This window comes from Ochrobactrum sp. A-1 (assembly GCF_022488005.1).
In the GTDB taxonomy this organism is placed as follows: Bacteria; Pseudomonadota; Alphaproteobacteria; order Rhizobiales; family Rhizobiaceae; genus Brucella.
In genome coordinates this window covers 773,334-798,056 of the sequence record NZ_JAKVQC010000004.1, presented here as the reverse complement: position 1 = coordinate 798,056, position 24,723 = coordinate 773,334, and the positions used below count along the sequence as shown (strand labels likewise).

Sequence of the window (24,723 nt, the reverse complement as noted above, 5' to 3'; positions counted from 1 at the left end):
AACGCAATATAAAGAAATCTTTATACGTGCATATCAAGCAGGTTTGTCGAATGCGGGATTGATAACCGTCAAAGGAAGATCGACCTGCAATATTTCGAGCATGCGGCGAAATTCGGCAACAGGATAGATTTCGCTTTCCGTGACCAGGGCAACCGTGCGACCGGAGCCGCCTTCGGGCTGCGGGAGTGCAGCAATCACGTCATCTGCCGGGTCAAGAAACTGCCAGTCGGGACGGGCGGTTTCGAAAAACGATCTGAGCCATGGCAGATGGGTACTGGAAAGTGTCAGCGTGTCGATGAGCGGATGGCTTGCAGCAATGTCATCGCAGAACGTAGCCACCTTTTGCGCGGTCTCATCCGGTTGGCGAAGAAAAGCACCGTTTTCCACCAGTTCCACCATCGCAGACGCATTGATCAAAGCAACATTGTCCGGCCTATCGGTCTGTGTCCGGACAAAACCTGCAAGCTCTTCGCTCTCGATCATCGAACGCACACCCATAACGGCAACCTTGCCGCTACGGCTTGCCGCAAGAGCAGCGCGAACCGGCGGCGCAACACCGTAAACCGGTACGGCAAACTCACTTTTCAATACGTCGAGGACCATGACTGAAGGCGCATTGGAGGCCAGGACGATTGTTTGGGCGCCAAGGCCCGTCAGGTAATGAATCGTACGGCGCATGATGGAAAGCAGCTGATCGCGGCTCTTGGCGCCATAAGGAAAACTGGCCCGATCGGCAAAATAGATGATGTCGCGCTGTGGCTGGCTGCGCCGGATCAGCTCAACCAGAGCATAGCTGCCTATCCCCGCATCGAAAACGGCCACCGGATCGTTGAGATCACCCACAGCGGCGGCCGTCTTGTTCTTCAGCATTCTTCGCCGAACTTGTCGGCGATGAGTGTCTGCAGGGCATCGAGTACCGCGCCGGCCTGTTCGCCCGAGGCGCTGACATCGATGCAGCAGCCGGGAGAGGCGGCAAGCATCATCAGGCCCATGATCGACGTGCCGCCAACGGTCATGCCATCCTTGCTGACCCGGACATGCGCATTGTAACCATCGACCAGTTGCACGAACTTGGCCGAAGCGCGGGCATGAAGGCCGCGCTTGTTGACGATCTCGAAGGATCGGGAAACTGCAGTTTCGGGTTCGTATTCACCGGTAACGGGCACGCTGGAATGCATGAATTACTTTCCTGTCAGGACCTGGCTCGCAACATTGATATATTTGCGCCCTGCATCCTGCGCCTCGCGCAGAGCTGTCTTGATGTCGCCCCCGATGCGGACGCTCGACAACTTGATAAGCATCGGCAGATTGACACCTGCGATGACTTCGACCTTGCCTTCCTTCATGACGGAAATGGCGAGATTGGACGGTGTACCGCCGAACATGTCGGTCAGAATGATAACCCCGCTGCCATTATCGGCGCGCTCCACCGCATCAACGATATCCCGCCGACGCTGTTCCATATCGTCTTCGGCACCGATGCAAACGGTCTCGAAATTGTCTTGCGGCCCGACTACATGCTCGACAGCATGCAAAAACTCTTCGGCCAACCTTCCGTGCGTGACAAGCACGAGTCCGATCATACTATAAAAGCTCCCGTCGCGTGCCCGCCGCATCACCCCGCCAGAGTGTCAGATGGCACTGAAACCACGCCGGAAAAGCGCCGGCGAGTTGTGCATCTTGGCAGCGCAAATCTTGATAGCAAGTGAAAAATTTCCACGTTGCCATGAAAAAAGCAAAATGCCGCAGCGTTGTGAAAAATTAATCGATTCGTAACAAAGCCGGATTCAGCCCTCGTCCGACGGCCATTTTTCGTAAAACAACATTGCCTCGATGGCCCGCGAAAGCGCGTTGGAATCGCCATTCGACGACAACGCAGGCAAAAGAAGCCGGGGCAGTGAAATACCCTCGAATTCCCACATTTCACCACTTGGATAGCGTTCCGCCTCGTCACGATCCACAAGCCTGACGACAAGATAGAGCAGTGTGCTCGCTGCAAAAGCAACCTTGAAAAGCCCCGCACCGCGAATCTCCACACCGCCAGCAAGGGCAGCCGGAACACTGGCGATCAGCCTGCCGCTTTCCGCATGAAGCAACGTGCGGTCGTCGGCGACCAGTGATGCGGCCTCTCCACGAAGGAGCGCTCTTTCTACAAGTGTCAGCGCAAGCTCGGTCTTGCCGGCGCCGGAACGGCCCATGATCATGACGCCACGACCGCGGACCTGAAGCGTCGTTGCATGAAGTCCGCTTTTTTCCTCTTCAGGGGTCATGAGCTTGCAGGAAGATCAACAATGAAACGCGCGCCCTTGAACTGATCGGGCCTTGCCGGATCGACAATATTCTCTGCCGTCAACGTGCCGCCATGGGCCTCGATGATCTGGCGGCTGATCGAAAGACCGAGGCCGGAATTCTGTCCGAATGCCTCCGACGCCGGACGATCCGTATAGAAACGTTCGAAGATACGCTCGATATTCTCGATCGGAATGCCCGGACCATTATCTTCAACAAGCACACGCACGCGGCTGCCTTCACCACTCAGGGACACCACGATACGCCCGGTATCGTCGGGCACGAAAGAACGGGCATTTTCAATCAGGTTGCTCACCACCTGACCGAGACGCAGATCGTGACCGGCAACGTTGAAGCCCTTCTTTCCGGCAGGCAGCTTGCCGGTATTGAAGACGATTTCCGTCCCGACTTTGTTGCGGCGCACTTCGCGCGCCGCCGTCACCAGATTGGTCAGAAGCGTCTTCATGTCGACACGGTCGATATGTTCGCGCGCAAGTTCCGCATCGAGACGCGAAGCATCAGAAATATCAGTAATCAGGCGGTCGAGGCGGCGAACGTCGTGCTGGATGATATCGAGAAGCCGTTTGCGCGATTCTTCGGTCTTGGCGAGCGGCAGGGTTTCGACAGCACTGCGCAGCGAGGTGAGGGGGTTCTTCAGCTCGTGGCTGACATCGGCGGCAAAGCTTTCGATCGCCTCGATCCGGGTATAGAGCGAATCGGTCATCTCGCGGATAGAGGTGGAAAGATGGCCGACTTCATCCTGACGTTCGGAGAAATCGGGAATTTCGACACGGCTTTTCACACCATGGCGAACACGGTCGGCAGCAGCGGAAAGCTTGCGCAGCGGGCTTGCAATCGTCGATGCGAGGAAAAGCGACAGGATGACCATGACCAGCGACACGACGCCGAACACGCGGAAAACCGCCATGCGTTCGGCTTGCACGATCTTGTCGATATCGTCACCTTCCGTAGAGAGCAGGAGCACGCCCAATATTGCGCGCGAACGCTGGATCGGCACGGCAACCGAGACGACCAGCTCGCCCTTTTCATTGCGCCGTTGCGCCGTTTGCGGCGAACCGGCCAGAGCCTTTACGATTTCCGGAAAAGCGAGGCCATTGCCGCCCGGCTGTTCCTGATAGACCGGCAGACCTCCACCATAGAATAGGTGCGAAATCCACGTTCCGGCCCGTTCCCAAATGGTCGGTGTCTCTTCCTCGATCGGCGGCAGGTCATAGCGAAGCACAGGCCCCGCCGAAGGAAAGCTCGGCGAATAGAGCGCGCGCGAATCGAGCAGCATATTGGCATAGCGATCATAGATTCGCGCCCGCGTGCTCGTCGGCGAAATCAATCGGCGCAACAGGGGAGAAACCTTTTCCGGATTAATCGGAAACTCCCAGTTGTCGGGTGAATCCGGCGAAGGCGTCAGGCTTTGCCCGGCCTGAAGCTCTAGGAGCTTTTCCGGATCGATCATCAGAGAATTGGTGTCGATGGTCGCCGAAGCCGAAATCGCGCCCGCAATGATCTTGCCCTGGGTGAGCAGGCTTTCGATCTTCGCATCAATCAGTCCCTCGCGGAACTGATTCATGTAGAGAATGCCGGAAACAAGAACCGCCAGCGCCGCCAGATTGAGAAACAGGATACGGCGCGTCAGGCTCGAAAACAGATACTGGCCGAGAAACTTGCGCAGGGGCGCAAAAAAGCGACGCCAGAACACCGAGCGCTGCCGCCGGGCCCTGCGTTCGCGCAAATCCGATTTCTGGCCGACAAGGCCATCGTTCCGGGTTTCTGCGACCATGTCGCTCTGTCTGCTCTCATTAAACTACCGCCAGACCTCATGGACTGGCGGTATGTAATTATCTATCAAGCCTCGCGGAAGCGATAGCCGACGCCATAGAGCGTTTCGATCATTTCGAAATCGTCGTCAACCGCTTTGAACTTCTTGCGCAGGCGCTTGATATGGCTGTCGATGGTACGATCATCCACATAGACCTGCTCATCATAAGCTGCATCCATGAGGGCGTCACGGCTTTTCACGACACCTGGACGCTGCGCCAGCGAATGAAGGATCAGGAATTCGGTGACCGTCAGCGTGACCGGTTCGCCCTTCCAGGTGCAGGTGTGGCGCTCCTGATCCATGACCAGCTGGCCGCGCTCGAGCGATTTCGCCTGCTGTCCGGTCGGCTTGGCCGTGCCGTCGCGTGCGGCAACCCGGCGAAGCACCGCCTTGACGCGCTCGACCAGAAGACGCTGGGAGAACGGCTTGGTAATGAAATCGTCCGCACCCATCTTGAGACCGAAAAGCTCGTCGATCTCGTCGTCCTTGGAGGTGAGGAAAATGACGGGGAGGTCGGATTTCTGGCGCAGACGGCGCAGAAGCTCCATACCGTCCATGCGTGGCATCTTGATATCGAAGATCGCAAGATTGGGCGGACGCGCCATCAGACCATCCAGCGCGGACGCGCCATCGGTGTAGGTTTCGACCCGATAGCCTTCCGATTCCAGCGCGATGGACACGGAGGTCAGGATGTTGCGGTCGTCGTCGACCAGCGCAATTGTCTGCGTTGCCGAGGCTTCCTTCATGCGAACCTTTCTCCTTCAACTAAGCCAACCGGAAGGTCCGGCTGGTGACGTCGCTCAGCCGCCAAGTGACCGGCGGGTTATAGATCGAGCGCCTTATTAAACATAGATACTATTATAATGTGCCTGCTTGTGCAGTACAAATTAGGTACAAAATGTGGCGGCGCCAGAAGAAGCCATGAAACATCACGTGCCGAATCGTTCTTTGGTTAATACCGGGGTTGATGCCAGCACGACCGGGATTTCCCGAATCTCGTAGCTCATAACGCTTAGATTAAACGATTTAAAAAAATTTCAAAAATTTTAAATCGATTAAATATTTGAATTGCCACGATTAATCTGTTTCTGACTGCCATCCTCTATTTCGCGATCAATCTGGTAGGCGCGAAAAGAGACCGATCAATTGTCAAACCATATGGCGGAGACATCATGAGAGAGACCGGCATTCACAACACGGCCGCTTCCATTGCCACTTCAGGACTGAAGGAACTCTCCGCAGTCTTTTACAACCTTGGAGCCGCCCGGCTCTATGAGGAAACCGTCCGCCGGGGCGAAGCCGAACTGTCGGCGCAAGGTGCGCTTGTCGCACGCACCGGTCAGCACACGGGCCGTTCGCCGAAAGACAAGTTCGTCGTGCGCGATGCCGACACGGAAGATCACGTCTGGTGGGACAACAACAAGCCGATGAGCCGCGAGGCCTTCGAGCTGCTCTATGCCGATTTCATCGATCATACGAAGGGCAAGGAGCTTTTCGTGCAGGATCTGATCGGCGGCGCCGATGCCGACAACAAGATCAATGCGCGTGTCATCACCGAATATGCCTGGCATTCGCTGTTCATCCGCAATCTTCTGATCCGCCCGGAACAGGAAGCGCTTGCTGCTTACGTACCGGAAATGACGATCATCGATCTGCCGTCCTTCAAGGCCGATCCAGACCGCTACGGCGTGCGCACTGAAACGGTGATTGCGGTCGACCTGACCCGCAAGATCGTGCTGATCGGCGGCACGTCCTATGCCGGTGAAATGAAAAAGTCGGTCTTCACCGCACTCAACTACATCCTGCCCGCCAAGGGCGTGATGCCGATGCACTGCTCGGCCAATGAAGGCCCGAACGGCGACACCGCCGTCTTCTTCGGCTTGTCCGGCACCGGCAAGACCACGCTTTCGGCAGACCCGACCCGTACGCTGATCGGCGATGACGAGCATGGCTGGGGTGAGCATGGCATCTTCAACTTCGAAGGCGGCTGCTACGCCAAGACCATCCGTCTGTCCGCCGAAGCGGAACCGGAAATCTATGCAACCACGCAGCGCTTCGGCACGGTGCTGGAAAATGTCGTTCTCGACGAACACCGCCAGCCGGATTTCGACGACGGCTCGCTGACGGAAAACACCCGTTGCGCCTATCCGCTCGATTTCATCCCGAATGCATCGAAGACGGGCAAGGGCGGCCAGCCGAAGAACATCATCATGCTCACCGCCGATGCCTTCGGCGTGATGCCTCCGATTGCCAAGCTGACACCGGCACAGGCCATGTACCACTTCCTGTCCGGCTACACGGCCAAGGTTGCTGGCACCGAAAAGGGCGTGACCGAACCGGAAGCCACCTTCTCGACCTGCTTCGGCGCACCGTTCATGCCGCGCCATCCGTCGGAATACGGTAACCTGCTGCGCAAGCTGATCGCCGAGCACAAGGTCGATTGCTGGCTGGTCAATACCGGCTGGACTGGCGGCGCTTACGGCGTTGGCAAGCGTATGCCGATCAAGGCAACCCGCGCTCTGCTCGCAGCCGCGCTCGACGGTTCGCTGAACGATGCCGAATTCCGCATCGATCCGAATTTCGGCTTTGCCGTTCCGGTCGAAGTACCGGGTGTCGACACGTCCATCCTCGATCCGCGCTCGACCTGGGCCGACAAGGCTGCCTATGACGCGCAGGCCAGGAAGCTTGTCGACATGTTCGTCACGAATTTCGAGAAGTTCGAAAGCCATGTCGATCACGAGGTAAAGGACGCAGCCCCTGCGATCCGTATCGCTGCGGAATAGCTTTTTCTACGCATGTCTTTATCCAAAAACCGGTTCCCACTTTTTGGAGACATGCTTTTACCATCCTGAGGAGGAGGGAGAGCCCGGCTGAAAGGCTGGGTTTTTCTTTTGTATAAGGGATACAAAGCGGTATATCTCCTCGTCATGGAAGAGAACCGGAACATCATCCGCATCACAAATCGCCTGACGATCCGTGACGACGATCTGGAGGAGAGCTTCATTCGTGCCTCCGGGCCGGGCGGTCAGAACGTCAACAAGGTTTCGACTGCCGTGCAGTTGCGCTTTCATGCCGTGAGAGCAGGCCTGCCCGAAGATATCCTGTCACGGCTCTTCAAGCTTGCCGGACAGAAAGGCACCAAGGACGGCGATATTCTGATTGAGGCCAATCGGTTCCGCACCCAGGAGCGCAACCGCGAGGACGCGCGCGAGCGGCTGATCGCGCTTATTGCCAAGGCTGCCGAACCACCGCCACCACCGCGCAAGAAGACCAAGCCCACAAAAGGCTCCGTCGAACGCCGCCTCAAGGCCAAGTCCGGACGATCCGACATCAAGAAGGGCCGCGGCAAGGTTTCTTACGACTGATCCAAAAAGACTCCACACAGGGAAACCCGAGACCATGAAATCCCATGAAGTCGAGACCAGCCACGGTCGCATTGCCATCCGTGAAAGCAGGGGCAGCGGAACGCCCTTGCTGATGATCCACGGCAATTCCAGCGCTGGCGCCATCTTCGCGCACCAGCTTGAAGGCGAAATCGGTAGAAACTGGCGGGTGATCGCGCCGGATTTGCCAGGCCACGGCCAGTCCGGCAACGCGCTTGATCCGGATCGCAGCTATTCCATGGAAGGCTATGCCGACGCGATGACGGAAGTGCTGACGAAGCTCGGCATTTCGGATGCGGTCGTTTTCGGCTGGTCGCTTGGCGGCCATATCGGCATCGAGATGATTTCACGCTTTCCCGGCATGCGCGGCCTGATGATTACCGGCACGCCCCCTGTGGCGCGTGAGGAAGTGGGGCAGGGGTTCAAGAGCGGCCCGGATATGGCACTTGCCGGGCAGGAGGCATTTTCCGACCGCGATGTCGAATCCTATGCGCGCAGTACCTGCGGTGAACGGTTCGAAGACCAGTTGCTTGAGATTGTCGCCCGTACGGATGGGCGCGCGCGGCGCATCATGTTCGAAAAATTCGCAGCCGGAACCGGTGGCAACCAGCGCGATATCGTTGCCGAAGCAAGACTCCCGATTGCAGTCGTCAACGGTCGTGACGAGCCGTTTGTTGAACTGGATTTCGTCTCGAAAGTCCGTTTTGGCAATCTCTGGGAAGGCAAAACCCATGTCATCGACGGGGCAGGGCATGCGCCTTTCCGCGAGACACCAGCCATCTTCGATGATTATCTGCAGCGTTTTATACGCGACTGCACGGCCTGACCCGCTGCAATCGCCAAAAGACGAAAGGGCCGGATAACCGGCCCTCTTCATATCTAAGTACTTGTTTCGTCGCATTATCCTGCGCATCGAAGCGGGATAGGAAATCAGTCCAGTGAACTGATTCCCCGCGTAGATGCTTCGCACTTTTGGAAGACATGCTCTAGATTTTTCTGAGCGCCACTTCCTCGATCAGATGATCGCTGCCCTTGCGCAGGATCAGATCGGCGCGCGGGCGCGTCGGCAGGATGTTATCCTTGAGATTCTTCAGGTTGATATTGTTCCATAGCCCTTCGCCAATCGAACGCGCTGCATCTTCCGAAAGCTGCGAATAGCGATGGAAGAAGGATTCCGGATTGACGAAAGCCGTCTCCCGCAGCCGCATGAAGCGGTCGATATACCATTTGTGGATCAGCTGGGATTCCGCATCAATATAGATCGAGAAGTCGAAGAAATCGGAAACAAAGGGCACCATCTTGCCGTCTTCCGGCAGATCGCGCACCTGCAACACATTGATGCCTTCGAAGATCAGAATATCCGGCTTGTCGACGATCTGATATTCGCCCGGCAGGACGTCGTAGCTCAAATGCGAATAGAGCGGTGCGCGCACCTGGCTCATACCTGCCTTGATCGCTGACAGAAAGCGCAAGACCGCACCGACATCGTAGCTTTCGGGAAAGCCCTTGCGCTCCATCATGTTCTGCTCGCGCAGGACCGCATTGGGGTAGAGAAAACCGTCGGTCGTCACCAGATCGACCTTCGGGCTCGACGGCCAGCGTGCGAGGAGCTCTTTCAGGATACGCGCAGTCGTGGATTTACCAACCGCAACCGAACCGGCAATGCCGATGATGAACGGCGTCTTGAACGACTCTTCCATGTTGAGGAACTGCTTGCGCTGCTCGAACAGGAGCTGGCTTGCCTCCACATGCGCCGACAGCAATCGCGACAGCGACAGATAGATGCGCCGTACCTCGTCGAGATCGATGGGATCGCCCAGCGAGCGCAGTCGCTTGACCTCATCATACGTCAAAGTGAGCGGAGTGTCGGCGCGAAAGCCCGCCCATTCCTCAGCCGAAAAGAAACGGTAAGGCGAGTAACGCGACGGCGTTAGCTGGTCCACTTTTTCCCACATATTGTCGCTGCTCTCCCTCAACGCCAATTCTGCACTAACAGCTTCCGATCCTATTTGCATTTAGGCTTTCGGACGACCGGCTTTTTCTTCAAGGCCGGTCTGCGCCGTGCGGCGTTGCAACTCTGCAAGAACCTCATTGAGTGGCACGTCCGCAACCTTGAGAACCACCAGCAGATGATAAAGAAGGTCAGCGCTTTCGGTGACCACTTCCGCACGGTTGCCTTCAACGGCGGCAATGACCGTTTCCACGGCTTCTTCACCAAGCTTTTTGGCAGCCCGTGTCTGGCCTTTTGCCACCAGACTTGCCGTATAGGACGAACCGTCCATCACGCTGGCACGCTCCGCGACGATCCGTTCAAGGTCGGAAAGAGTGAACTCAGTCATCGGATTTCCTTCATATTTCTGTGCATGTCGTTATCGGATCGTAGCGGGATCAGAAAACAGTCCAGTGGACTGATTTCCCCGCGAAGACGGTTCCCACTTTTCCGCGACATGCTGTATTCTCAACGGACCGGATCGAGCCGCATCGGAATACCGGCTTCGGCCATATAGCGCTTGGCCTCGCCAATCGTATAGGTGCCGAAGTGGAAAATCGAAGCAGCGAGAACCGCCGTCGCATGACCGTCGCGAATGCCTGCAACCATGTGATCCAGATTGCCGACGCCGCCCGATGCAATCACCGGAACGCGCACGCTGTCAGCCACGGCGCGGGTCAGTGCCACATCATAACCAGCCTTGGTTCCGTCGCGATCCATCGAGGTCAGCAGGATTTCACCGGCACCAAGGCTCACCACCTTCTGCGCAAATTCCACCGCGTCGATGCCTGTCGTCTGACGACCGCCATGGGTGAAGATTTCCCAACGATCAGCTTCGCCTTCGCCTGAAACCTTCTTGGCGTCAATGGCTACCACGATGCACTGATTGCCGAACTTGTCGGCGGCTTCCGCAACAAATTCCGGGTTCTTCACCGCAGCCGTATTGATCGAAACCTTGTCGGCACCGGCCAGAAGCAGTTTTCGTATATCGGCAACCTGACGCACCCCGCCGCCAACCGTCAGTGGCATGAAGCACTGTTCTGCCGTCCGGGCCACCACATCGAAAATTGTCTCGCGATTGTCCGAAGACGCCGTGATGTCGAGGAAGCACAGTTCGTCTGCGCCCGCCGCATCATAGGCGCGGGCAGCTTCCACCGGATCACCCGCATCGATCAGATCGACAAAGTTCACGCCCTTGACGACGCGTCCGTCTTTCACATCGAGGCACGGTATCACTCTTGCTTTCAGCATGGTTGTCCTCGATCTGCCGCGTCTCTTTTCAGTTTTGCCTGTCCTCGCTGTCCGGCCTTTGCCGGACTGTTCGCTGCGGGCAGGCGGGAGCGGCCGTCTTTCACATCGAGGCAAGGAATTACGCGTGCTTTGAGTGTCATACTGCGGCCCTCAACAGAGATAATGCGTCTGCCGGATCGATGCGGCCATCGTAAAGCGCGCGACCGGAAATCGCGCCTTCCAGCTTGCGGGCATCAGGTGCGGCAAGACGTTTAATGTCATCCATCGAAGCGAGGCCGCCCGATGCGATCACCGGGATGGAAACGCTATCTGCGAGGCCGAGCGTCGAATCCCAGTTGATGCCAGCCAGAACGCCGTCGCGGTCAATGTCGGTATAGATGATGGCGGCAACACCAGCACCTTCGAATTTTTTCGCCAGTTCCACCACGCCAAGCTCGGAAGCCTCGGCCCAGCCTTCAACCGCGACATAGCCGCCCTTGGCATCGATGCCGACGGCAACCTGACCCGGAAACGCCTTGCAGGCTTCGATAACCAGCGCGGGATCGCGCACGGCGACCGTGCCGAGAATGACACGGCGCAGCCCCTTGGAAAGCCAGCTCTCGATATGCTGGAGCGTGCGGATGCCGCCGCCGAGCTGCACCGGATTTTTGGTGGCTTTCAGAATCGCTTCCACAGCCTTGCCATTGACGCTTTCGCCAGCAAAGGCACCGTTGAGATCGACCACATGGAGCCATTCAAAGCCCTGATCCTCGAAGGCTTTGGCCTGCGCTGCCGGGTCTTCATTATAGACGGTGGCCTGATCCATGTCGCCGAGCTTCAGGCGCACGCATTGACCGTCTTTCAAATCGATGGCGGGAAATAGGATCATAATGTCAGGGCTTCCATTTCAGGAAATTGGCAATGAGCGAAAGGCCGAGCAGCTGGCTCTTTTCAGGATGGAACTGCGTGCCCACCATATTGTCGCGACCGACCGTGGCGGTGACATCGCCGCCGTAATCGGTCACAGCCAGCACGTCAGCCTTGTTCTTCGCATCGAACATATAGGAATGCACGAAATAGGCATGCAACCCGTTCTCGCCGGTCTCGATTCCTTCGAAGATCGGGTGAGAATGTTTCACGTGAATCCTGTTCCAGCCGATCTGCGGAATTTTCAGCGAAGGATCGGACGGCGTCATTTCACGCACATCGCCCGCGATCCAGCCAAGACCCTCGGTCACTTGCTTTTCAAGCCCGCGTTCTGACATGAGCTGCATGCCAACGCAGATGCCAAGGAAGGGATGCGCCTTTTTCAGAACGACATCTTCCAGCGCTTCCACCATGCCCGGAACGGCATGAAGTCCGCGACGGCAATCCGCATAGGCGCCAACGCCCGGCAACACGATGCGGTCAGCCGTCGCCACGCGGTCGGCATCCGCCGTCAGTTCAATTTCTGCTGCGACACCGCCCTCATGCGCTGCGCGCTCAAAAGCCTTTGTGGCCGAGCGCAGATTGCCGGAGCCGTAATCGATGATTGCAACACGCATTTTCAGTTTTCTCCGCGATGGCCGACAAACCCGATCGTCGAGCCAAATGAGGAATAGGTGGGACGCGGGGGCTGCTGTGCCCATTCCGGCGCAGGCTTTTCCGTGAGAGCGGTAGCTGGCCGGGCCGCATCTTCGAGGCCGTAGAAGTAGCGGATTTCTGCCTCTTCCAGATTGGAGGCATCGATGACCGCTTTCTCGACAAAACCCTGTCGCCTGAGCTTGGCGATCTTCCAGTCGACGCCTTCCAGCGCGACGAACAGCGATACCAGCAGGGTCAGAAGCGGAACCGCATCGGTAATGCCAAAGTAAGCACTGGCAAGTCCGAGCAGGATCGAAATGCCCAGAACGGCAAAAGCTTCGAACCACAGACGTTGAGTCAGAAGCCAGACGAAAGGCAGGACCAGCGCCAGCACATGGAATCCGTCGCGCACGAACACGGCTTGCTCAAGGTTTTGAGTATCTTCCGGTTCAAGAACGACGAATTGCGCCATGGCTTACCCTTTCAGTGAACCCTTGGTGGAGGGAATTGCATCCTTCTGGCGCGGATCGGTTTCAAGCGCCGTGCGCAGAACCCTGGCAACCGCCTTGAAGATCGATTCCGCAATATGGTGGCTGTTGGCACCATAATGATTGTTGATATGAAGCGTGATGCCAGCGTTCATGGCGAAAGCCTGGAAGAACTCACGCACCAGCTCGGTATCGAATGTGCCGATCTTGGCTGTGATAAAATTGACGTTCCAGACCAGAAAGGCGCGCCCCGAGACATCGACGGCAGCGCCGGTCAGCGTGTCGTCCATGGCAAGGTCCATCGAGGCATAGCGCACGATGCCGCGGCGCTCGCCAAGCGCCTTGGCAATGGCCTGACCGAGCGCGATGCCAGTATCCTCGACCGTATGGTGATCATCGATATGCAGGTCGCCCTTGGCCATGACGCGCATATCGATGAGCGAATGTCGGGAAAGCTGCTCCAGCATGTGATCGAAGAAGCCGACACCGGTGGTGATGTCGAACTTGCCAACGCCGTCCAGATCGACCGAAACAGCAATGCTCGTTTCTTTCGTGGAGCGTTCGATGCTTGCCTTGCGGGTGCTTTCAGCAGTCATAAGCTTTCCTCATTCAATAGCTTGGAGGCGTTCTAGAACAGCTTGCCCACTTTGCCAATTCCTTTTGCCGGTTTGGCAAGCTGCAAATCGGCATTTGCAATTCGTCCGTGCGTTCTTAAATATTCTCAGCGAAGCACGATTCATCCGCCGACGGCTGGCCGAACCTGTTTCTCTAACAGATGAAGGGGCATCTGCAATTGCCTTCCGGGATTGCATGTGCCGCCAAAGGAGCATCCATGATCGAACATCATCCCACGACAATTTACGGAACAACCATCGTTACCGTGCGCAAGGACGGTAAGGTCGTCATTGCCGGCGACGGACAGGTTTCGCTCGGCAATACCGTCATGAAGGGCAATGCGCGAAAGGTTCGCCGCATCGGCAAGGGCAATGTGATTGCCGGTTTTGCCGGAGCCACCGCCGACGCCTTTACTCTTCTGGAACGCCTCGAAGCGAAGCTGGAACAATATCCCGACCAGCTCATGCGTGCTTCGGTCGAACTTGCCAAGGACTGGCGTACCGACCGCTACCTGCGCAAGCTGGAAGCCATGATGCTGGTTGCCGACAGCAAGGTGACATTGGCGCTGACCGGTACCGGCGATGTGCTTGAGCCAGAACATGGCGTCATGGCCATCGGTTCGGGCGGCAATTATGCGCTGGCCGCCGCCCGCGCGCTGGTCGACACGGACAAGTCAGCCGAGGAAATCGCCCGCAAGGCGATGGATATCGCCGCCGATATCTGCATCTACACCAACCACAACATCATCGTGGAAAGCCTGGACGCAGAATGAGCTCGCTGGCGCAGGCCTCTAAACCGAGTGCGCAACGCTGGGGTCTGGGCGCCCTGATCGTTCTCGCCATAGTTGGGGTACAAGCCTTCTGGCTCTATCTCGACGGGCGGATTGCCATGTGCGAATGCGGAACCATAAAATTATGGTCGGGTTCGCTGAAATCGGAGAACTCCCAGCATATATCTGACTGGTATACGCTGTCGCATATCATCCATGGCTTTCTGTTCTACTGGCTGTTCACGGTCATCGCACCCAAAGCCCCGCTCGGCTTGAGGCTTGCAGCGGCGGTCGGCATCGAAGCGGTATGGGAACTGGTCGAGAATTCGAATTTCATCATCGAACGCTATCGCGCCAATACGTCCTCGGTGGACTATTTCGGCGACAGCATCGTGAATTCGGTTTCCGATACGCTCGCTGCCGCACTTGGCTTTCTGATCGCAGCCAAACTGCCAACGAAAATAACCGTCGCCATCGCGCTGTTCTTTGAAGTTCTGGCGCTGATCGTCATTCGCGACAATCTTACGCTCAACGTGATCATGCTGCTGCATCCGTTCGAGTTCATCAAGCAGTGGCAAAGTGGGTTATAATTATGAGTAATTTCTCTCCCCGTGAAATCGTCTCCGAACTCGACCGCTTCATCATCGGCCAGAACGACGCCAAACGCGCGGTGGCCATTGCGCTGCGCAATCGCTGGCGCCGCCAGCAGCTCGAAGGCCAGATGCGCGAAGAAGTGATGCCGAAGAACATCCTGATGATCGGGCCGACCGGTGTCGGCAAGACGGAAATTTCCCGCCGCCTCGCAAAGCTGGCCGGTGCGCCTTTCGTCAAGGTTGAAGCGACCAAGTTCACCGAAGTCGGTTATGTCGGCCGCGATGTCGAGCAGATCGTCCGCGATCTCGTTGAGGTTGCCATAGGTCTCATTCGCGAAAAGCGCCGTGAGAACGTGAAAGCCAAGGCGCATCTCAATGCCGAGGAACGCGTGCTGGATGCGTTGGTTGGCAAGACAGCAAGCCCCGCCACGCGCGACAGCTTCCGCAAGAAATTGCGCAATGGCGAAATGGACGACAAGGAAATCGAAATCGAGGTTGCCGATACCGGTTCCGGTCCGAGCTTTGAAATTCCGGGCATGCCGGGCGCCAATATCGGCGTCATGAACCTGTCCGACATGCTGGGCAAGGCCATGGGCGGGCGCACCAAGACGCGCAAGACCACGGTCAAGGATTCCTATCCGATCCTTATCAACGATGAATCCGACAAGCTTCTGGATCAGGACCAGATCATTCAGGAAGCACTTCGCGTCACAGAAGACGAAGGCATCGTGTTCATCGATGAGATCGACAAGATCGCATCGCGGGAAGGCGGCATGGGTGCCGGCGTGTCGCGCGAAGGCGTGCAGCGCGATCTGCTGCCGCTGGTCGAAGGCACCACGGTTGCGACCAAATACGGGCCGGTGAAGACCGATCACGTGCTGTTCATCGCATCGGGTGCGTTCCACGTATCCAAGCCGTCCGATCTTCTGCCGGAACTGCAGGGCCGTCTGCCGATCCGTGTGGAGCTCAATGCGCTGACGCGTGAAGATTTCCGCCGCATCCTGACGGAAACCGAGGCCAGCCTGATCAAGCAGTATATCGCCCTGATGGAGACGGAAGAGGTGAAGCTCGAAATCACCGATGACGCCATCGACGCTCTGGCCGATATCGCTGTCGATCTGAATGCGTCGGTCGAAAACATCGGTGCGCGTCGGTTGCAGACGGTGATGGAACGTGTTCTCGATGAAATTTCATACACCGCGCCCGACAAGACCGGTGCAACTTTCGTCATCGACGCGGCCTATGTAAAAGACAAGATCGGCAGCCTTGCCAAGAACACCGATCTGTCGCGCTTTATTCTCTAAAAGTGGCCATAAAGCCACGGCGCGAATTCACTTTCGCAAATACTGCAAAAACCCCTCGACTTGCATCGGGGGGTTTTTTATTTTCCCAGCAACTTTTACCGAATATTCACCATAGCAGGACCGTTCCCCTACAATGATCAGAATAATGGGCGCAAAGCCGCGACGCATTTTTGTTGGACTTGCCCTGGCTATCAGCCTTGCCTGCCAGAGCGCCTATGCGGCAACGGTCGTGCCTCCGGGCAATCGCAATGCGGAACAGCCGCCGATTCCAGGCGCATCCGCCAAGCGCACGCGTGAACTGAGCACGACGTACGAGAAGAAATATCAGAAGATCTACAATCTTCTGAAAAAGGATGCCTCGCTGCGCTCCAAGATCCGCTCGACGGCAGCGGCCTATGGTATCGATCCCATTCACATCGTCGGCGCGATTGTGGGCGAGCACACCTATAATGTCGACGTCTATGACCGGCTCCAGACCTATTACGTCAAGGCCATGTCCTATGTGAACCAGGGCGTGAGTTTCGGCTACAATGGCGAAAGCATCGGCCAGTTCATCAAGCGGCCGGAATTTGCCGACTGCCTGAAGCACAAGGACAGCTATTCGCTGTGGTCCTGCCGCGAAAATGTCTGGAACAAAACCTTCCGTGGCAAATCGGTCGGCGGCAATGCCTATCCGAACAACCGTTTCAGCGCGGTCTTCTTCCAGCCTTTCTATGCCGGACAGACATTCGGTCTTGGCCAGATCAATCCGCTGACGGCCTTGCAGATGTCCGACATGGTGAACCGCGTTTCCGGTCTGCCCAAGCTCAACGCAGAAGACGGCAATGTGGTCTACAAGACGATCATGGACCCCGATCTGACGCTGCCCTACATCGCGGCGACGCTGAAACAGTCGATCAACTCCTACCGCCAGATTGCCGATTTCGACATTTCGAAGAATCCCGGCCTCACTGCCACGCTTTACAATACGGGCGGTGCGGAAGCACGCGCACGAGCGCTGGCCAATGAAAACGCCAAGCGAAAGGCGGACGGTCAGGAACCTGTGCTACCGCAGGAAAACTACTATGGCTGGCTGGTCAATTCGAAGCTCGATGAGCTGAAAGCGCTTTTCTAGTGGTCTGATTCCGACATTTGCATCCCTCGGATATGGGCGCTGAGCAAATGTCGGAGGCAAAAAGACCACTAGTAACTTTATGATCCTAGTGGATTGAATTTGACGTTTGAAACGTGATTTATATCGGACGGGTATCAAACGTCAAATTCAATCCACTAGAGCGCGTTTCGATCTGATTGGATCAGATGGGCGCTCTGAGTATTTGTTTCTACGCGCATCTTTTCCGATCGAAGCAGGATCAGAAATCAGTCCAGTGGACTGATTTCCCTGCGTAGGCGTTTCACACTTTTCGGGATGCGCTCTAATCAACTTGAACAGGCTTGATACCGCGGCGGCGCTTTCGCGCCGCCTCTATTTCCTCACTCAGATGCCTGATCGTCTCGCGGTCGATGATGCGGATATTGCGCGCCAGGAGATTGGCAAGTTCCGTTGCCTGTGGTGACAGGCCCGACGTATCGATTACAACACGCGGATGCGACACGGCGGCAAGGTTCTGCAACTCTTCCGCCTCATCCCAGATGATATTGAAATAGGTGATGATGCGCTGAAGCAGGTCCCAGGTCGGCTGGCCGCGCCGGCCATGTTCCAGCGCAGACAGATAGGCAGGTGAAACGCGAAGCGCTGCCGCCATATCCTTCTGCGTCACACCGCGTTCTTCCCGCAACTCGCGCAAGCGTATTCCAAATGGCGTCATCGCGGTCTGCTCCCCCCAGGCAATACGGTCTGCTGTGGCATGTTTTGGGTCTGGCGGCGAAGCCTTACATAGAGGGCACCATGCCCGCCATGATGACGCGCCGCATCCTCATAGGCACTCACCAGAAGCCGGAACAGCGGTGTGGAAAACCAGTGCGGCACCGCCTGTCGCAGAATCCCCTCACTGCCGAATGAACGCCCTTTTCCAGTAATGACCATGACATGACGCAGGCCGCGTGCATGTGCACTAACCAGAAATCCATAGAGCAGGCCGTGCGCCTCTCCCTGCGTGAGACCGTGCAGATCGATGCGGGCTTCAATATCGACACGACCTTTGGCGATCTTTCGATGCGTCGGCTTGTCGAGTGATTGAATCTGCATTTCGCTGAGCGTCGACAGGCCCCTTTTCGGTTTGCTCGCCTCCACCGCAGGCTGAACTTTCGGCTTGGCAGGGCGCTTTTCTTCTTCCGCCATCAGGGATTTGAAATCAGGAAGCTCGTCCTCACTCGCCTTTGGCTTTATCAGCGGCTTTGCGGTTTTCGCGACCGTTTCCCACAGGATGCGGTCTTCGGGCCGCAGATAGTCTTTTTCCGGCTTGTCGGTGTCGCGCGCCATCCCGTTCAAGCCTCCAGAAGCCCGCGCGGCACCAGCGCATAAAAGTCAGCATCGTCCTTCACGCCACCGGCGATCTCGCCTGCCGTATCGCCGGAACCGGCGAACAGATCTCCGCGGGCAGGGCCGACAATGGCCGTTCCCGTATCCTGCGCGATCATCAGGCGTGCAAAAGGTTCGCCGTCAAAGACCGTGACATTGGGTGCACTGACATGGATCGGCGTGCCGAATGTGTGGAGCAACTTGTCGACAGCAAGCGAACGCCCGGCAGTCAGCGGGACTTTTGCAGCCGCAATCGGACCGGCATCCGGGTCGTCCACAGAAGCTTCCCGGAAGAAAATGTAGGATCGGTTTTGCCAGATGAGATCATTGGCCTCGCCCGGATGCTCGGCCAGCCAGCGGCGGATTGACTGCATGGAAATTTCTGAAGCCGGAATTTCGCCATTGGCAACCAGAATGCGACCGATGCCTGTAAACGGGTGGCCGGATTTGGCTGCATATGTAATGCGTAGCAACCCGCCATCGTACAGTTTCAGGCGCGCGGCACCTTGCACATGCGCGAAAAAGGCATCGACCCGGTCGGCGACGAAAGCGATTTCCAGCCCACGCCCGGAAATACTCCCCCGTTCGATTGACTGTCGATCATCATATTCGGCAAGGCCGTTCTCCGTCCGGCGCGCAAAGGCAAAGGACGGATCGAGACCTGCTGGACGGGCTTCATCCGTCACTTTCACCAGGTCGTCGGGCTGCCGCAGGAAGGGCACGTTGAACCGGGTGTCGGCCTCAAGGGAGGCTTCGATCTCCGGTTCATAGAACGCAGTTACAAAGCCTGTTCCCTGATCGGGAACGATCCGGCAGGGGATGAAATTCTGTTCGAAGAAAGCACGCGCTTCTTCCACGCCCGGATTGTCGAGACTACGTGCAGCCGCAAAGATCGGCTCCAGCGCTTCGAAACGGATGCCGAGACTACCACTCTTGTAAGTTTGGTGTGATGCGTAATCAGCAGAACGGCGAAACGCAACAAATGCTGCCGACTGATCGTCCCGGTTCCAGCCCGGACAATCGGAAAAAGCCACCGGGCGCAAAATCCTCGCCAAGTCGTTCATCGCCGCATCCGTTTAGCTATATATAAACAAAAAGGCCGCTGAGCTGGGTCAGCGGCCCGATTCATACGTTTTCTCTTAGTCTTCCGCCTCGGTCGCGACAAGCTTCCAATTTGGATCACGCGATCGTGTATCGCGGGCAAAGGTCCACAGATCCTTGATCTCGAGCACGTTTTCCGGATCGCCGTCGATCAGCTTGCCATCCTTGTCAAAGGTGGAGGAAATCATCTGGCTGACGATATTGACAGTCACATGCGCTTCAGACCCCTTCATCTCGGCGCCGGCAATTTCCGCCTTATCAATGCCGACAAAGGACGAACGCACGCTTTCGCCACGGGTTTCGCGTTCGTCGATTGCCGAAACGAACCCTTCGAAAACATCCTTGGAAAGCAGATTTTTCAGAACCTTGCGATCACCATCGGCAAAGGACATCACGATCATTTCATAGGCGATCTTCACGCCATCCACGAAGCTGGCCGGATCAAACGAAGGATCGGTAGCATAAATCGCGCGCAGACCGTCATTGATCGGCGTGCCGACCGGAGCGGCCTTGTCGATGGCAGTGAAATCTTTTTCGCCCGGACGGCGTGGGAGGGAGACGACATTATCGGTCTCACCGCTTGCCGGTGCCGCATCGGCACTGCGGGCTGAAGTGTAAGGATCGAAGGGCGGTTTTTCACTTCCGGTACGACGGCCAAGAACATTCCTCAGCTGGAGAAAGATGATCACCGCTGCGATGAAGAAGAATATCGTGCCAAAATCAAAAAATTCCATGCCGCCTGCCGCTGATTGAAGGATCAGGCATTTCGCCTTTCCCTATCCCTGGTTTGTATCTCATACATATAGATCGGCTTACGTCATCATTCAAATCCCGATCATGCGTACCTATTTGATATTGCATGACAGACAGTTTCAATTTCGTTCCGAACCTGAAAAAGTTACAATTCGGGCTAAATTGAAACACTGAAACCAAACAACAAAGGTCGTAACTTACGTGTCCTCCTCTCTCGCCCCTCTCGTCATGCTGGCGATGCCCTTCATCGAAATTGCCGGTTTCGTCATCATCGGCAGCAAGATCGGTGTTTTCGCGACCTTGGGCCTTGTTATTCTGAGCGCAATGCTGGGTTTCTTTCTATTGCGCGTGCAGGGCATCGGGCTCTTACAGCGTATCCGTACCGAAACGGCTGCCGGACGCGTGCCGGATCGCGAAATGGTGCATGGCGCCATGCTGGTTCTGGCGGCGATCCTGCTGATCGTGCCCGGGTTTGTGAGCAGCACCATCGGCATTTTGCTGTTTATTCCGTTCGTTCGCGATTTCATGTGGGAAAAATTCATGCGCGGCCGCATGGTGGTTGCTACAACCGCCCGCTATTCGGACGGCTACGGACAACAGCGCCCCGGTCCAAATCCGCGTCAGGATCACGTCATCGATCTCGATCCCGAAGATTACACCACGAAGCCAAACGAAAATTCTCCGTGGAAAGACGACCGTAAAGATCACTGAATGCGCAAATACTAACCTAAAAAGCCTTTCTTGCCTCATGCCCGCGCACATGCTAGCCAAACATTCCGACCTTTCGGGACAGCTGTGCGCAGTTTGTGCTTGAGGGGCCAAAATTTTAATCACCGATAGAAGGCATACCGATAATGAGCGATAAGGCCGCGGGCGAAGTAAAGAACGGCAATGGCGCGACGGCCGAGCCGTCCCTCAACATTCTGGCGCAATATGTGAAGGACCTGTCCTTTGAAAGCCCGGGCGCGCCGCTGTCGCTGCGTCCGCGCGAGAAGGCACCGTCCATCAACATCAACGTGAACGTAAACGCCAATCCGCTTTCCGAAACGGATTTCGACGTTGTGCTGACGCTGGAAGCCAAGGCCGTTGACGGCAAGGACGTTCTCTTCAACACCGAGCTCGTCTATGGCGGCGTGTTCCGCATTCAGGGTATCCCGCAGGAGCACATGCTTCCGCTTCTGTTCATCGAATGCCCGCGTCTTCTGTTCCCGTTTGCCCGCCAGATCATTGCCGACGCAACGCGCAACGGCGGCTATCCGCCGCTGATGATCGACCCGATCGATTTCGCGCAGATGTTCCAGCAACGTATGGCCGAAGAACAGGCCAAGTCCGCTGTAAAGAGCTGATCGTTTTAAAAGATGACGGAAAAGCCCGGTTTCGACCGGGCTTTTTCATATCCGCTTCTGAGACTTACTCAGTATTTTTTCCAGATGGCTTTTTCGCCCAGCTTGCCCACAAGTGCGGCGTGAGCAGCGCGCTCCGCATCAGAAATGCGTGGGGCAAGCGGCCTCGGTCGCGCGGCAAGAACGATGGCAGCGCCGCTTTCTCCAGCATTGTTGCCGCTTGCGGCACCGCCCATGCTGAGCCCAAGCGCTGTCTGCTTGCCGCCGATCAGTTCGATATAAACTTCAGCCAGAATCTCGGAATCGAGCAATGCGCCGTGCAGGGTACGGTGTCCGTTTTCGATGCCATAGCGCTTGCACAGCGCGTCGAGCGAATTCGGTCCCATCGGATGCTTGCGGCGGGCAAGCGCCAATGTATCGATGATACGCTCCGACTGGATTTCAGCCTGTTTGAGCCTTGCCAGTTCAGCATTGATGAAGCCAAGGTCGAACATGGCATTATGCGCCACCAGCTTGGCCCCATCGAAAAATTCGAGAAATTCGTCCAGAATTTCCGCGAATGTCGGCTTGTCCAGCAATTGCTCGTTGCTGATACCATGCACCGCAAGCGCTTCGGGATGAACCTGACGCCCCTGCGGGTTGATATACTTATGGAAAGTGCGGCCTGTGGGAAACTTGTTGATCAGTTCCACGCCGCCGATTTCGATCACACGGTCCTCGAGCCTTTCCAGGCCAGTGGTTTCCGTATCGAAAACGATTTCACGCATTGAAGAACCTCTCGGGAAATAACTTTGGTACCTATAGCACGCCGCCGACGATTATTCGGTAGCAACCACCGGCTTTCCACTCAATTCCGCGACGATTTCGCGAATCTGGCGGCGTAGATTGTCGAAACTCCCACTTGTATCGATAATGAAATCGGCTCTTGCCCGTTTTTCCGCATCCGGCGTCTGGCGCGCGAGAATGGCATCAAGCTTTTCTTCCGTCATGCCCGGTCGCGCAAGCACGCGAATGCGCTGTATCTCGGCAGGGGCTGAGACAACCACGATCTTGTCCACACGCTTGTCGCCGCCGGTTTCGAAAAGCAGCGGAATATCGATCAGCGCCAGAGCGGCACCGGCTTCTTCCGCATTGCGGCGAAAGGCTTCTTCTTCCTCGCGCACAAGCGGATGAACGATGGCTTCCAGTTTTTTCAGGGCTTCGGGTTTTCCGATGACGGCAGCGGAAAGCTTTTCCCGATCAACCGCACCGTTTTCCACAGTGCCCGGAAACGCAGCCTCGATCAGCGGCGCCGCACGGCCGGAATAGAGCCGATGTACTGTATCGTCGGCGCTATAAATCGGCACACCGGCTTCGGCGAACATGTTCCCCGCCGTTGTTTTTCCCATCCCGATGGAGCCGGTTAACCCAAGCACGATCATAGTATCTGTTCCAAAAGTCGTCATGCCTTGTTGCAAATGGCGTTTTTCTGCGCTTCCGGTGCTCATGTACTAAAGTACACTGCGCTCCGGTTCTCGAAAATCACCATTTTCGCTACGGCCTGACGCTTTTTGATTCAGACACCAGAGCATCAGCCTTTGCCATATCTGCCAGAATATGCTCACGCAGTGCTTTCGTCACTTGCGGCCTTTTGCCAAACCAGCGCTCGAAACCCGGAACGGCCTGATGCAGCAGCATGCCGAGCCCGTCCACAGTCGTCAGACCGGATTCTTCAGCCTTTTTCAGGAATGGCGTCTTGAGCGGCACATAGACAATGTCGGTAGCGACTGCCTTTCGTGATGCCTTGCCAAGATCGAGCGGGAATGTTTCCTGCTCATCATGGCCGCTCATGCCAAGCGATGTTGTGTTGACGATCAATCCGGCGTCCAAGACCAGTTTTTGCGCCTCGTCCCAGCTATGCGCCGAGACTCGCGGTCCGAAATAGGCTGCAAGATCTTGCGCCCGGCTCACCGTACGATTGACGATGGCGACTTTCGTAAAGCCGCGCGACAAAAGCGCATGAACGATTGCCCGGCTTGCGCCACCTGCACCCAGAACAAGAGCGCTGTCAGCATTGTCCCAACCGGGAGCCGATGCATCGAGATTGGCCGCAAAGCCATAAGCATCGGTATTGCCGCCATGAAGCCTGCCATTTTCGAGCCAGAGCGTATTGACCGCGCCGATGGCTTTGGCGGCCTCATCCAGACTTTCCACGGCAGCATAGGCTGCTTCCTTGTGCGGAATGGTGACATTGCCACCGGCAAAACCCTTTTCGGCAAGCGACGAAGCAAAGGAGCCGAAATCCTCCGGCTTCACTTCTATCGCCTCATAAGAACCGTCGAGCCCAAATTCCCTGAGCCAGAAACCATGGATCAGCGGCGACCGCGAATGTTTTATCGGAAAGCCGGTGACAAACGCCTTCTTAACCATCGATCAGTTTTTCCTTCCGCAGTTCAGCCAGCAGCGGCAGCAGCGGCAGACCGACAATCGTGAAATAATCGCCTTCGATCTTCTCGAAAAGCTGGATGCCCGGTCCTTCGACCTGATAGGCACCGACGCTCGAAAGCGCGACGTCGCCCACACGACCGAGATAACGCCCGACAAAACCGGGATCCAGATCGCGCATGGTCATTCGGGCAATCGAAACGTGACGCCACAGGGTTTTGCCGTCCCTCACCAGCACGACAGCACTGTTCAACTGGTGGGTCTTGCCGGAAAATTTCAGAAGCTGGCGGCGCGCTGCCTCCATATCTGCGGGCTTGTGGAAAATCTCGTCGCCGAGCGACAATGTCTGGTCGCAGCCGATCACCACCGTGCCGGGGTTCTTCTCGCTCACGTCGAGCGCCTTCGCCTCGGCCAGAACCTGCGCGACTTCTTCCGGCGTGGCACCCGTTTCATAAAGCGGGGCTTCGACAGCGCGCTCGTCGATATCCGCGCTTGCTGTTGAAAACTCTATGCCGGCATTCTTCAGCAACGCCGAACGGAAGGGGCTTTTAGAGGCGAGAACGAGTTTGTCCGTCATGGCTGG

The 24,723-nt window shown here is 56.7% G+C and carries 30 protein-coding genes; 9 read left to right on the top strand and 21 right to left on the bottom strand.

Annotated features, from left to right (window positions below; genetic code table 11):
- Positions 1 to 33: 33 nt before the first annotated feature.
- From MKS82_RS13430 to MKS82_RS13405, 6 genes are all read right to left on the bottom strand, one after another.
- Positions 34 to 870 (bottom strand): glutamate racemase, encoded by an 837-nt coding sequence (locus MKS82_RS13430; RefSeq protein WP_109987022.1) that lies wholly within the window; start codon positions 868 to 870, stop codon positions 34 to 36.
- A complete protein-coding gene (locus MKS82_RS13425; RefSeq protein ID WP_109987021.1) occupies positions 864 to 1,178 on the bottom strand; it encodes an HPr family phosphocarrier protein in 315 nt (104 codons plus the stop codon). Before MKS82_RS13425 ends, MKS82_RS13430 begins: the two co-directional genes overlap by 7 nt.
- A 3-nt stretch (positions 1,179 to 1,181) precedes the next feature.
- Positions 1,182 to 1,583: a PTS sugar transporter subunit IIA gene (locus MKS82_RS13420; RefSeq protein ID WP_006472522.1), complete on the bottom strand. Its 402-nt coding sequence runs from the start codon at positions 1,581 to 1,583 to the stop codon at positions 1,182 to 1,184.
- Between the two features lie 204 nt (positions 1,584 to 1,787).
- Positions 1,788 to 2,270: an HPr kinase/phosphorylase gene (locus MKS82_RS13415; RefSeq protein ID WP_109987020.1), complete on the bottom strand. Its 483-nt coding sequence runs from the start codon at positions 2,268 to 2,270 to the stop codon at positions 1,788 to 1,790.
- The gene (locus MKS82_RS13410; protein WP_109987019.1) at positions 2,267 to 4,084 is read right to left on the bottom strand and encodes a stimulus-sensing domain-containing protein; all 1,818 of its coding nucleotides are present in this window, start codon (positions 4,082 to 4,084) and stop codon (positions 2,267 to 2,269) included. Before MKS82_RS13410 ends, MKS82_RS13415 begins: the two co-directional genes overlap by 4 nt.
- 65 nt (positions 4,085 to 4,149) lie before the next feature.
- Positions 4,150 to 4,869, bottom strand: a complete 720-nt coding sequence (locus MKS82_RS13405) for a response regulator transcription factor (RefSeq protein WP_006468074.1) — start codon at positions 4,867 to 4,869, stop codon at positions 4,150 to 4,152.
- A 426-nt stretch (positions 4,870 to 5,295) separates the two neighbouring features.
- Here MKS82_RS13405 and MKS82_RS13400 point away from each other — a divergent pair, with 426 nt between their 5' ends.
- The 3 genes from MKS82_RS13400 to MKS82_RS13390 all read left to right on the top strand — a co-directional run bounded on the left by MKS82_RS13400 (position 5,296) and on the right by MKS82_RS13390 (position 8,332).
- Entirely contained in the window at positions 5,296 to 6,906 is a 1,611-nt protein-coding gene (locus MKS82_RS13400) for a phosphoenolpyruvate carboxykinase (protein ID WP_109987018.1), read from the top strand.
- 144 nt (positions 6,907 to 7,050) lie between these two features.
- A complete protein-coding gene (gene arfB, locus MKS82_RS13395) occupies positions 7,051 to 7,488 on the top strand; it encodes an alternative ribosome rescue aminoacyl-tRNA hydrolase ArfB (RefSeq protein WP_109987172.1) in 438 nt (145 codons plus the stop codon).
- Positions 7,489 to 7,522: 34 nt separating this feature from the next.
- Entirely contained in the window at positions 7,523 to 8,332 is an 810-nt protein-coding gene (locus MKS82_RS13390) for an alpha/beta fold hydrolase (RefSeq protein ID WP_240578915.1), read from the top strand.
- A gap of 160 nt (positions 8,333 to 8,492) precedes the next feature.
- Here MKS82_RS13390 and coaA read toward each other — a convergent pair whose 3' ends face one another.
- The 7 genes from coaA to hisB form a co-directional block, all read right to left on the bottom strand.
- Positions 8,493 to 9,461, bottom strand: a complete 969-nt coding sequence (gene coaA / locus MKS82_RS13385) for a type I pantothenate kinase (RefSeq protein WP_010657674.1) — start codon at positions 9,459 to 9,461, stop codon at positions 8,493 to 8,495.
- A 60-nt stretch (positions 9,462 to 9,521) separates the two neighbouring features.
- Positions 9,522 to 9,845, bottom strand: coding sequence for a phosphoribosyl-ATP diphosphatase (locus MKS82_RS13380; protein ID WP_109987016.1), 324 nt, complete (start codon positions 9,843 to 9,845; stop codon positions 9,522 to 9,524).
- Positions 9,846 to 9,964: 119 nt separating this feature from the next.
- Entirely contained in the window at positions 9,965 to 10,747 is a 783-nt protein-coding gene (gene hisF / locus MKS82_RS13375; protein WP_109987015.1) for an imidazole glycerol phosphate synthase subunit HisF, read from the bottom strand.
- A 136-nt stretch (positions 10,748 to 10,883) separates the two neighbouring features.
- The gene (hisA, locus tag MKS82_RS13370) at positions 10,884 to 11,615 is read right to left on the bottom strand and encodes a 1-(5-phosphoribosyl)-5-[(5-phosphoribosylamino)methylideneamino]imidazole-4-carboxamide isomerase (RefSeq protein WP_109987014.1); all 732 of its coding nucleotides are present in this window, start codon (positions 11,613 to 11,615) and stop codon (positions 10,884 to 10,886) included.
- Positions 11,616 to 11,619: 4 nt separating this feature from the next.
- A complete protein-coding gene (hisH, locus tag MKS82_RS13365; RefSeq protein WP_109987013.1) occupies positions 11,620 to 12,270 on the bottom strand; it encodes an imidazole glycerol phosphate synthase subunit HisH in 651 nt (216 codons plus the stop codon).
- Positions 12,271 to 12,272: 2 nt separating this feature from the next.
- Positions 12,273 to 12,761 carry a DUF2628 domain-containing protein gene (locus tag MKS82_RS13360; protein WP_109987012.1) on the bottom strand — a complete coding sequence of 163 codons (489 nt, stop codon included), beginning with the start codon at positions 12,759 to 12,761 and terminating at the stop codon, positions 12,273 to 12,275.
- A gap of 3 nt (positions 12,762 to 12,764) precedes the next feature.
- Positions 12,765 to 13,373 carry an imidazoleglycerol-phosphate dehydratase HisB gene (hisB, locus tag MKS82_RS13355; protein ID WP_109987011.1) on the bottom strand — a complete coding sequence of 203 codons (609 nt, stop codon included), beginning with the start codon at positions 13,371 to 13,373 and terminating at the stop codon, positions 12,765 to 12,767.
- A 236-nt stretch (positions 13,374 to 13,609) separates the two neighbouring features.
- Between hisB and hslV the strand changes: the two genes are divergently transcribed.
- The 4 genes from hslV to MKS82_RS13335 all read left to right on the top strand — a co-directional run bounded on the left by hslV (position 13,610) and on the right by MKS82_RS13335 (position 17,172).
- The gene (gene hslV, locus MKS82_RS13350; RefSeq protein WP_061344603.1) at positions 13,610 to 14,164 is read left to right on the top strand and encodes an ATP-dependent protease subunit HslV; all 555 of its coding nucleotides are present in this window, start codon (positions 13,610 to 13,612) and stop codon (positions 14,162 to 14,164) included.
- Positions 14,161 to 14,751 (top strand): DUF2585 domain-containing protein, encoded by a 591-nt coding sequence (locus tag MKS82_RS13345; RefSeq protein WP_109987010.1) that lies wholly within the window; start codon positions 14,161 to 14,163, stop codon positions 14,749 to 14,751. The genes hslV and MKS82_RS13345 overlap by 4 nt, the downstream gene beginning before the upstream one ends.
- Positions 14,752 to 14,753: 2 nt before the next feature.
- Complete coding sequence (gene hslU, locus MKS82_RS13340) at positions 14,754 to 16,058, top strand: ATP-dependent protease ATPase subunit HslU (protein WP_109987009.1); 1,305 nt, start codon at positions 14,754 to 14,756, stop codon at positions 16,056 to 16,058.
- Between the two features lie 133 nt (positions 16,059 to 16,191).
- A complete protein-coding gene (locus MKS82_RS13335) occupies positions 16,192 to 17,172 on the top strand; it encodes a DUF1402 family protein (RefSeq protein ID WP_235969062.1) in 981 nt (326 codons plus the stop codon).
- Between the two features lie 301 nt (positions 17,173 to 17,473).
- On the opposite strand, the gene MKS82_RS13330 is transcribed toward MKS82_RS13335, so the two are convergent.
- From MKS82_RS13330 to MKS82_RS13315, 4 genes are all read right to left on the bottom strand, one after another.
- Positions 17,474 to 17,866, bottom strand: coding sequence for a helix-turn-helix transcriptional regulator (locus MKS82_RS13330; RefSeq protein WP_010657663.1), 393 nt, complete (start codon positions 17,864 to 17,866; stop codon positions 17,474 to 17,476).
- Positions 17,863 to 18,480 (bottom strand): Smr/MutS family protein, encoded by a 618-nt coding sequence (locus tag MKS82_RS13325; RefSeq protein WP_109987007.1) that lies wholly within the window; start codon positions 18,478 to 18,480, stop codon positions 17,863 to 17,865. Before MKS82_RS13325 ends, MKS82_RS13330 begins: the two co-directional genes overlap by 4 nt.
- A 5-nt stretch (positions 18,481 to 18,485) precedes the next feature.
- The gene (gene mltA, locus MKS82_RS13320; protein WP_109987006.1) at positions 18,486 to 19,583 is read right to left on the bottom strand and encodes a murein transglycosylase A; all 1,098 of its coding nucleotides are present in this window, start codon (positions 19,581 to 19,583) and stop codon (positions 18,486 to 18,488) included.
- A gap of 75 nt (positions 19,584 to 19,658) precedes the next feature.
- Entirely contained in the window at positions 19,659 to 20,354 is a 696-nt protein-coding gene (locus MKS82_RS13315; protein ID WP_109987005.1) for a Tim44/TimA family putative adaptor protein, read from the bottom strand.
- Positions 20,355 to 20,574: 220 nt separating this feature from the next.
- Here MKS82_RS13315 and MKS82_RS13310 point away from each other — a divergent pair, with 220 nt between their 5' ends.
- Both MKS82_RS13310 and secB read left to right on the top strand, forming a co-directional pair.
- Positions 20,575 to 21,084: an FxsA family protein gene (locus tag MKS82_RS13310; protein ID WP_109987003.1), complete on the top strand. Its 510-nt coding sequence runs from the start codon at positions 20,575 to 20,577 to the stop codon at positions 21,082 to 21,084.
- A 143-nt stretch (positions 21,085 to 21,227) separates the two neighbouring features.
- On the top strand, positions 21,228 to 21,719 hold the full coding sequence (gene secB, locus MKS82_RS13305) for a protein-export chaperone SecB (RefSeq protein ID WP_010657658.1): 492 nt from the start codon (positions 21,228 to 21,230) through the stop codon (positions 21,717 to 21,719).
- Between the two features lie 68 nt (positions 21,720 to 21,787).
- Here secB and dnaQ read toward each other — a convergent pair whose 3' ends face one another.
- The 4 genes from dnaQ to MKS82_RS13285 all read right to left on the bottom strand — a co-directional run bounded on the left by dnaQ (position 21,788) and on the right by MKS82_RS13285 (position 24,717).
- Positions 21,788 to 22,483, bottom strand: a complete 696-nt coding sequence (dnaQ, locus tag MKS82_RS13300; protein ID WP_061344595.1) for a DNA polymerase III subunit epsilon — start codon at positions 22,481 to 22,483, stop codon at positions 21,788 to 21,790.
- 51 nt (positions 22,484 to 22,534) lie between these two features.
- Positions 22,535 to 23,137: a dephospho-CoA kinase gene (gene coaE, locus MKS82_RS13295; RefSeq protein WP_109987002.1), complete on the bottom strand. Its 603-nt coding sequence runs from the start codon at positions 23,135 to 23,137 to the stop codon at positions 22,535 to 22,537.
- A gap of 112 nt (positions 23,138 to 23,249) precedes the next feature.
- Positions 23,250 to 24,125 carry a shikimate dehydrogenase gene (locus MKS82_RS13290; protein WP_109987001.1) on the bottom strand — a complete coding sequence of 292 codons (876 nt, stop codon included), beginning with the start codon at positions 24,123 to 24,125 and terminating at the stop codon, positions 23,250 to 23,252.
- Positions 24,118 to 24,717 (bottom strand): Maf-like protein, encoded by a 600-nt coding sequence (locus tag MKS82_RS13285; RefSeq protein WP_109987000.1) that lies wholly within the window; start codon positions 24,715 to 24,717, stop codon positions 24,118 to 24,120. Before MKS82_RS13285 ends, MKS82_RS13290 begins: the two co-directional genes overlap by 8 nt.
- Between the last annotated feature and the right edge of the window lie 6 nt (positions 24,718 to 24,723).